Raw genomic sequence first — 7,450 nt, forward strand, 5'->3', positions numbered from 1 at the left:
TTGGCGGAGAGGGTGGGATTCGAACCCACGAAACGGGTTAACGTTTACACGAATTCCAATCGTGCGCCTTCGACCACTCGGCCACCTCTCCATTGGAAAGCCAGCGAAGGTTAACGCCTCGGCCGCAGGTGTTCAACAACGCGGCAGTCGCGGCTGAAGCCGGAGCGCCTTCCAGGCGCGATAGATTCCGCGCAAATTGGCCCAGCCAGAATCGCGGCAGGATGCCGCTCCTACGAAAACTCAACGCAAGCACGTCGCGGCTGAAGCCGCTCCCACGCGGCCGCGCCTACGAAGTGGCGGGTTCTTCTTCTATGGGCGTGTATTCGGGGGGCTCTTCGAGGCAGCGGCCGTCGGCACGTCGCACCGGCGCGTTGGCGTCGACTTCGGGCGCGCGGGCGCGCATGCGCGGTTCGGACAGGTCGTCGGGCACCTGTATCGGCGCGCGCGCCGTGGTCTGCTGGTAGGGCCGCACCTTGTCACAGCGAACGCCGACACATCCGGCGAGCATCAGCAGCGACAGGCAAACCGCCATCAGTCGTATCATGTGATCTTTACCCCTGCGCGTTTCACCGCGTCTGTCACCTTCGCTTCGTTTTGCTGCTGCAGTGGCGTCAGCGGCAGCCGCAGCGCAGGCTCAATGTAGCCCATGCGTGCCAGTATATATTTTACCGGAATCGGGTTCGATTCAATAAACAGTGCCTGGTGCAGTTCACGCAGGTTCTCGTCGATGTCACGGCCTTGCTCGAAATCCCCGGCCAGCGCAGCCCTGCACAGTGCCGCCATTTTGTCCGGCACGATATTGGCCGATACCGACACCACGCCGCGTGCCCCGGCATGCATCGCTGCCAGCGCCGTGGCGTCGTCGCCGCTGATCACTGTCATGTCATCACCACACAGGCGGATAATCTCGCGAGTCCGTTCGATGTCGGCCGTTGCCTCTTTGATGGCAACGATACGCTCATGCGCTGACAGGCGCGCGACGGTCGCGGCCAGCAGGTCAGTACCGGTGCGCCCGGGCACGTTATAAAGAATGACCGGCGCGGATGCGGCGTCGGCGATGGCCTGGTAGTGAAAGTACAGCCCTTCCTGGGTGGGCTTGTTGTAAGAAGGGGTCACCACCAGGCAGGCATCGGCGCCGGCCGCGCAGGCCATCGTGGTCAGTTCCGCGCTGCCCGCGGTGCTGTTGGTGCCGGTACCGGCGATCACGGGAATGCGCCCCGCCACTGCCTGCACCGCCAGCTTGAGCAGCCCCTCCAGTTCCGCCGGCCGCAGCGTCGCCGACTCACCGGTGGTGCCGCCGATTACCAGCCCGTCGCTGCCGGCAGCTAGATGCCACTGTAGCAAGCGCTCGTAAGCTGCTGTATCAATTTGACCAGCCGCCGTCATCGGCGTGACCAGCGCGACGATACTGCCCGTAAAAAGCGCTGTCATCTGCACCCCCCGAAACCGTCCGCGATGGTAGCCGGGCATGACGCGTCATGGCAAGAAAAATCCACCGGTTGCGCGGCGCCGCGCAGCCGGTACACTGCCCTGCGTGCCAGCCTCAGCATGCATCAATCTCGCCGCATGAATGAACTGATCGTAATCTCCGCGGTCGGCCGCGACCGGCCGGGCGTCGTGCATGACCTGACGCATACCGTGCTCGAATGCGGCGGCAATATCGTCGAAAGCCGCATGACTGCGTTGGGACAGGATTTCGCCATGCTGCTGCTGGTTTCGGGCAACTGGCACACGCTGGGCAAGCTGGAAGGCCAGCTGAAGCGAACCGCCGAGGGTAACGAACTTACCGTTACCGTGCGGCGCACCGAGCAGCGCAATATCCGTGACGACATGCTGCCGTATGGCGTCGACGTCGTGTGCCTGGACCAGCCCGGCATCGTGCATAACATCTCGGGTTTCTTTTCATCACGCGAAATCGATATCGCCGAGATGAACACCCGCAGTTACGCGGCTGCACACACCGGCGCGCCGATGTTTTCAGTACAAATGACCATCAACGTGCCGGGCAAGATCCACATCGCCGCGCTGCGGGAAGAATTCATGGAGTTTTGCGACCGGCTCAACCTGGATGCCATCCTGGAACCGGTCAAGGGTTAAGAGGTAAAGCATGGCTGTACAGCTAAATCGCGTCGTCAAGGATTTCAAAGCCGACATTACCGGCGATAGTACTCTGCGCCTCAAAGACCTGCGCGGGCAGAAAGTGGTGCTTTATTTTTATCCCAAGGACAACACGCCCGGGTGCACCACCGAGGGTGAGGATTTTCGCGATAACCACCGCAAGTTCCGCCGGGCAAAAGCCGTTGTACTGGGCATCTCGCGTGACAGTCTCAAATCACACGAGAAGTTCAGGGACAAATTTGATTTCCCGTTTGACCTGATTTCGGATGAAGACGAAAAGCTGTGCAACCAGTTCGATGTCATCAAGGACAAGAACATGTACGGCAAGAAGGTGCGTGGTATCGAGCGCAGCACCTTTTTGATCGACGAGAACGGCAAGCTGCGTCGCGAGTGGCGCAAAGTCAAGGTCAAAGGGCACGTCGACGAAGTGCTCGCGGCCGTCAAAGAACTCTAACCTGCAACCCCAACTGCCGTGCCGCCGTAATCGGCGGTACCATCGATACGTATGACACCAACACCCGGTAAACGAATCTTCGTACTGGATACCAATGTCCTGATCCACGATCCGACGGCGGTGTTTCGCTTTGAGGAACACGACGTCTATCTGCCGATGGCGGTGCTGGAGGAACTGGACGCCACCAAGAAAGGCATGTCGGAGGCCTCGCGAAACGCGCGCCAGGCCAGCCGATTTATTGATTCGCTGATCGCCGACAAGACCAAGGACGAAATTGACCATGGGCTGTCGCTGCCGTCGGCCATGCACGAGGACGACGAGCACAAGTTTGGCAACGGCAGTGGCCGACTGTTTTTCCAGACCCGCTCGGTGCCCTACCCGCTGCCGGAAGACCTGCCGGGCAAGCGCCCGGACAACACCATCCTGGGCAACACGCTGGCGCTGCAGGATGAGCACGAGTCGCACGTTACGCTGGTATCAAAAGACATCAACCTGCGGATCAAGGCGTCGGTGCTGGGCATCCATGCCGAGGATTACTACAACGACCGAACCTTGAGCGATGTTGACCTGCTGTTTACCGGCGTGGATACGCTGGCCGATGACTTCTGGGAACAGCACAGCAAGGATGTCGATTCGTGGCAGGAAGCCGGGCATACCTTTTATAAGGTGCGCGGCCCGCGCGTACCGGAGTGGTACCCGAACCAGTTTATTCATATGCCGGGCGACAATGGCTTTGAGGCTATAGTGCGCGAGACACCCGGCGCCGACACGGCAATCGTCGAGCTGGTCGACGACTACCGCAACGAAAAGCACAACATCTGGGGCATCACCGCACGTAACCGCGAACAGAACTTTGCGCTCAACCTGCTGATGTGCCCGGAAGTGGATTTTGTCACTATCCTCGGCGTGGCTGGCACCGGCAAGACACTGCTAACCCTGGCGGCCGGCCTGACACAGACGCTGGAGAATAACGACTACGGCGAGATCATCATGACCCGGGTCACGGTACCGCTGGGCGAAGATATCGGATTTCTCCCGGGCACCGAAGAAGAAAAGATGGAACCGTGGATGGGTGCGCTGATGGATAACCTGGAAGTGCTGACGCAAAGCCAGGAAGGCGGCCAGTGGGGCCGCCAGGCAACAAATGACCTGCTGCGAAATCGCATCAAGATTCGCTCGCTCAATTTCATGCGCGGCCGAACTTTTTTAAACCGCTTCATCATCATTGACGAGGCGCAAAACCTGACTCCGAAACAGATGAAAGCCATCATTACCCGTGCCGGCCCGGGCACAAAGCTGGTATGCCTGGGCAACGTGGCGCAGATCGATACGCCCTATCTCACCGAGACGACCTCCGGCCTGACCTACGTAGTTAACCGTTTTCGTGACTGGGGGCACTCGGGACACATCACATTATTGCGTGGCGAGCGCTCGCGGCTGGCTGACCATGCCTCGGATATCCTGTAGCCTCGGGAACGGCTGCGCCCGGACGCGGTCAGAGCTACCAGCCATGCCCCGATTAGCCCTAATTACATTACTTGCCACCCTGCTGGCGCTGCCGCCGGTGACGCTGGCGCAAACCGGCGATCTGCCGGCGCTTGGCGATGCCGGTGGTGCGGCAATCTCGCGCGACCAGGAATACCAGCTGGGACGCATGATCATGCGGCAGCTGCGTGACAGCGGCGCGCTGCTGGAAGACCCGGCTACCGAGGAGTACATCCAGACGCTGGGCCGCAAGCTTGCCTCCCGGGCACACGAAGGCCAGCACCGCTTTACCTTTTTCGTCGTCAACGATCCACGGCTCAACGCATTCGCCCTGCCCGGTGGCTTTATCGGCGTACACCATGGCCTGATCCTGGCAACGAAGAACGAAAGCGAACTGGCAGCAGTGCTCGCTCACGAAATTGCCCACGTTACGCAAAAACATATCGCCCGAATGATCCAGGCGCAGGGCCAGACCGGCCTGATGACGGCGGCAGCCATAATGGCAGCTGTAATACTCGGCAGCGCCACCGGGGCCGGCGGTGACGCCATCCAGGCGGCGATGACCGTGGCACAGGGCGCGGCAATCCAGAGCCAGATCAACTTCACCCGTGACAACGAGTACGAAGCCGACCGTGTAGGCATCAACATCCTGTCCACTTCGGGTTTTGATACGCGCGCAATGGCATCGTTTTTTGAAACCATGGGGCGCTACAGCGGACTGGCCAGCCAGCGCGTACCGGAATTCCTTCAAACGCATCCGGTCAGCAGCGAACGTATTGCCGAGGCACGCAACCGCATAGCCCTGCTGCCGCAACTCGACGTGGAGTCTTCGCTGGAATGGCAGCTTGCGCGTGCACGCATACGCGTAATGTCTGCCGATTTACCCGATGATGCCGTTGCTTTCTTCGAGTCGCAGATTCCCAAAGACCAGCGTGACTGGGCCGAGGCTAACCGTTACGGTTACGCGCTGGCGCTGTTACAGTCCAGCCGTCCGGTCGATGCAGCCGAGCATTTCAAATGGCTGCGCGACAAGCGCGAAAACGTCATCGCCTATCACATTGGCCTCGCGCGTGCGTACCTCGCTGCCGGTGACACCGGCCTGGCCATGGTCACTTACGAAGATGCCCACAAACTGTTCCCGCGCAACGTGCCGCTGACGATGCATTACGGCGAGGCGCTGATCCAGGCCGGCAAGGCGAAACAGGCGCACACGATGCTGCTCGACCTGGTCAACAACCTCAATTACACCCCGTCGCAGGTTCGCCTGCTGGCACTCGCCGCCAGCGCCGCCGGCGACACCGCCGATGCGCACTACTACATGTCCGAAGTACATGTGCTGAGCGGTAACCTGTTGCTGGCAACCGGCCAGCTGGAACTGGCGCTGGCCTCGCCGAACCTCGACGACGTACAACGCGCGCGATTCGAGGCCCGCCTGGACGAAATCCGCGAACACCTGCCGCAGAACCGCAAAAAGAAACGCCGCCAGCCGTCATCCGACGAACAGGAAGACGCCGAGTCACGCCGCGCCCGTCGCTGACGAAGGTCATCGCGCCTGGAAGGCGCTCCCACGAACTCTGCTACTGCCCTTCGTGGGAGCGGCATCCTGCCGCGATTTCCGTAGCGCAACGCCCGCTAAAATTTATCGCGCCTGGAAGGCGCTCCTACGAACCCTGCTACAAGCCACGTGGGAGCGGCATCCTGCCGCGATTTCCGTAACGCAACGCCCGCTAAAATTTATCGCGCCTGGAAGGCGCTCCTACGAACCCTGCTACAAGCCACGTGGGAGCGGCATCCTGCCGCGATTTCCGTAGCGCAACGCCCGCTAAAATTTATCGCGCCTGGAAGGCGCTCCTACGAACCCTGCTACAAGCCACGTGGGAGCGGCTTCAGCCGCGAACCCACCCTGGTCCGCAACAAACCGTGCCGGTACAACCGTACGAGCGGCTTCAGCCGCCAACCCAGCCCTGGTCCGCGACAACCGTGCTGGTGCGACCGAGGGATGCGCGAGAGCGACCAGCCGCGAAAAGCAAGGGTTGCCGGGGGCAGGAACCAGTCGGCTCCTGCCCCCTTTTTGGATTTACGCCGCTTTTTCCATGTCGGCGTTGTAGTCGCCGCTGCGCGCCAGGCCGTTGAGCTTTGCGCGTTTGAAAAAGGCCTTTTTGCCAGCATCGATGTTGTCGGCGCTGCCACCCCAGGCCTGTAGCGGCTGTGCCTGCAGCGCACGGCCGTAGGAGAAGCTCACTTCCCAGGGGAACTCACCCATGGCATTGATGGCATTGAGGTTCGCAGTAGCTTCTTCCGAGCTTTGACCGCCGGACAGGAATACGACGCCAGGCACGGCAGCCGGTACGGTGCGCAGCAGCGTCAATGCAGTTGCATGAGCGACTTCTTCAACACTGGCCTGTTGCGGGCATTTCTTGCCGGCAATAACCATGTTGGGCTTGAGCAGCGTGCCTTCCAGCAATACACGGTGAGCAGAAAGCTGATTGTAGACTTCTACCAGCACTTCCTCGGTAACGGCCTGGCACACTTCAATCGAGTGGGCGCCATCCATCAGCACTTCCGGCTCGACGATCGGCACCAAACCAGCTTCCTGGCATAGCGCCGCGTAGCGCGCCAGCGCGTGCGCGTTGGCTTCAATACCGAAGCGCGAAGGAATGCCGGCTGTCTCGTCAATGTCGATCACGGCGCGCCACTTGGCGAATAGAGCGCCCTGCTCGCGATAACCATTCAGCCGTTCGCGTAATCCGTCGAGGCCCTCGGTGACTGTTTCGCCGGGAAACCCGGCCAGCGCCTTGGCGCCCTTGTCCACCTTGATACCCGGGATCATGCCCTTCTCGGCCAGCAGCTTCGGAAACGGTACGCCGTCTTTGGTCGACTGCCCCAACGTTTCCTCAAACAGGATCACGCCACCGATGTATTCCTCGGCACCCGGCGTGGTAAACAGCATCTCGCGATAGCCGCGGCGATTCTCTTCGGTCGACTCGACGTTGATTTGATCGAAACGTTTTTTAATCGTCGGCGAGCTTTCGTCTGCGGCAAGTACGCCTTTGGCCGGACCGACGATTTCGTTTGCGACGGTGATGAGTTGGTCGACGTTCATTACTGGTTTCCCCCTGGAATGAGATGTTTTGGCGGGCAATTTGCTGGGGCGAGAATATACGCGAGATTGGCGCGCGGCGGGAGTCGGGATTGCCACAGCACGCCTTTCCCAGGTAGTCGCGGCTGAAGCCAGCGACCGTAGGAGCGCCTTCCAGGCGCGATTCCACCCCGCAATCGCGGCAGGATGCCGCTCCTACGCCAGTTGCACGAAACGAAGGGGTTATTGCCGAGACCCGGATACAGGACTAGAATGGTCCTGTATGGAGGATATGTCATGTTGCGAATGAGTCG

At 60.6% G+C, this 7,450-nt stretch carries 7 protein-coding genes and 1 tRNA gene; 4 read left to right on the forward strand and 4 right to left on the reverse strand.

Going from position 1 to position 7,450, the window contains the following annotated elements; all coding sequences use genetic code 11:
- Position 1: 1 nt before the first annotated feature.
- The 3 genes from HKN06_02655 to HKN06_02665 all read right to left on the reverse strand — a co-directional run bounded on the left by HKN06_02655 (position 2) and on the right by HKN06_02665 (position 1,431).
- Positions 2–91: transfer RNA gene (locus HKN06_02655), tRNA-Ser, on the reverse strand.
- Between the two features lie 195 nt (positions 92–286).
- Complete coding sequence (locus tag HKN06_02660) at positions 287–544, reverse strand: hypothetical protein (GenBank protein ID NNF60213.1); 258 nt, start codon at positions 542–544, stop codon at positions 287–289.
- Positions 541–1,431, reverse strand: a complete 891-nt coding sequence (locus HKN06_02665) for a 4-hydroxy-tetrahydrodipicolinate synthase (protein ID NNF60214.1) — start codon at positions 1,429–1,431, stop codon at positions 541–543. Before HKN06_02665 ends, HKN06_02660 begins: the two co-directional genes overlap by 4 nt.
- A gap of 135 nt (positions 1,432–1,566) precedes the next feature.
- Here HKN06_02665 and HKN06_02670 point away from each other — a divergent pair, with 135 nt between their 5' ends.
- From HKN06_02670 to HKN06_02685, 4 genes are read left to right on the forward strand one after another with little or no spacing between them, the layout of a single operon-like run.
- A complete protein-coding gene (locus HKN06_02670) occupies positions 1,567–2,097 on the forward strand; it encodes a glycine cleavage system protein R (protein NNF60215.1) in 531 nt (176 codons plus the stop codon).
- A 10-nt stretch (positions 2,098–2,107) separates the two neighbouring features.
- Positions 2,108–2,572 carry a peroxiredoxin gene (locus tag HKN06_02675; protein ID NNF60216.1) on the forward strand — a complete coding sequence of 155 codons (465 nt, stop codon included), beginning with the start codon at positions 2,108–2,110 and terminating at the stop codon, positions 2,570–2,572.
- Positions 2,573–2,623: 51 nt separating this feature from the next.
- On the forward strand, positions 2,624–4,039 hold the full coding sequence (locus HKN06_02680; GenBank protein ID NNF60217.1) for a PhoH family protein: 1,416 nt from the start codon (positions 2,624–2,626) through the stop codon (positions 4,037–4,039).
- A 43-nt stretch (positions 4,040–4,082) separates the two neighbouring features.
- Positions 4,083–5,594, forward strand: a complete 1,512-nt coding sequence (locus tag HKN06_02685) for a M48 family metallopeptidase (protein ID NNF60218.1) — start codon at positions 4,083–4,085, stop codon at positions 5,592–5,594.
- A gap of 540 nt (positions 5,595–6,134) precedes the next feature.
- Here the strand turns inward: HKN06_02685 and HKN06_02690 are convergent.
- Positions 6,135–7,160, reverse strand: coding sequence for a fructose-bisphosphate aldolase class I (locus tag HKN06_02690; GenBank protein NNF60219.1), 1,026 nt, complete (start codon positions 7,158–7,160; stop codon positions 6,135–6,137).
- Positions 7,161–7,450: the final 290 nt, after the last annotated feature.

The organism is Gammaproteobacteria bacterium (genome assembly GCA_013003425.1).
Lineage (GTDB): Bacteria > Pseudomonadota > Gammaproteobacteria > Steroidobacterales > JABDKV01 > JABDJB01.

What these genes read in the sequence shown, in the direction of transcription:
- HKN06_02670 (NNF60215.1), top strand. Translation starts at nt 1,567, where the DNA reads ATGAATGAACTGATCGTAATCTCCGCGGTCGGCCGCGACCGGCCGGGC.
- HKN06_02690 (NNF60219.1), bottom strand. Translation starts at nt 7,160, where the DNA reads ATGAACGTCGACCAACTCATCACCGTCGCAAACGAAATCGTCGGTCCG.
- HKN06_02680 (NNF60217.1), top strand. Translation starts at nt 2,624, where the DNA reads ATGACACCAACACCCGGTAAACGAATCTTCGTACTGGATACCAATGTC.
- HKN06_02660 (NNF60213.1), bottom strand. Translation starts at nt 544, where the DNA reads ATGATACGACTGATGGCGGTTTGCCTGTCGCTGCTGATGCTCGCCGGA.
- HKN06_02665 (NNF60214.1), bottom strand. Translation starts at nt 1,431, where the DNA reads ATGACAGCGCTTTTTACGGGCAGTATCGTCGCGCTGGTCACGCCGATG.
- HKN06_02675 (NNF60216.1), top strand. Translation starts at nt 2,108, where the DNA reads ATGGCTGTACAGCTAAATCGCGTCGTCAAGGATTTCAAAGCCGACATT.
- HKN06_02685 (NNF60218.1), top strand. Translation starts at nt 4,083, where the DNA reads ATGCCCCGATTAGCCCTAATTACATTACTTGCCACCCTGCTGGCGCTG.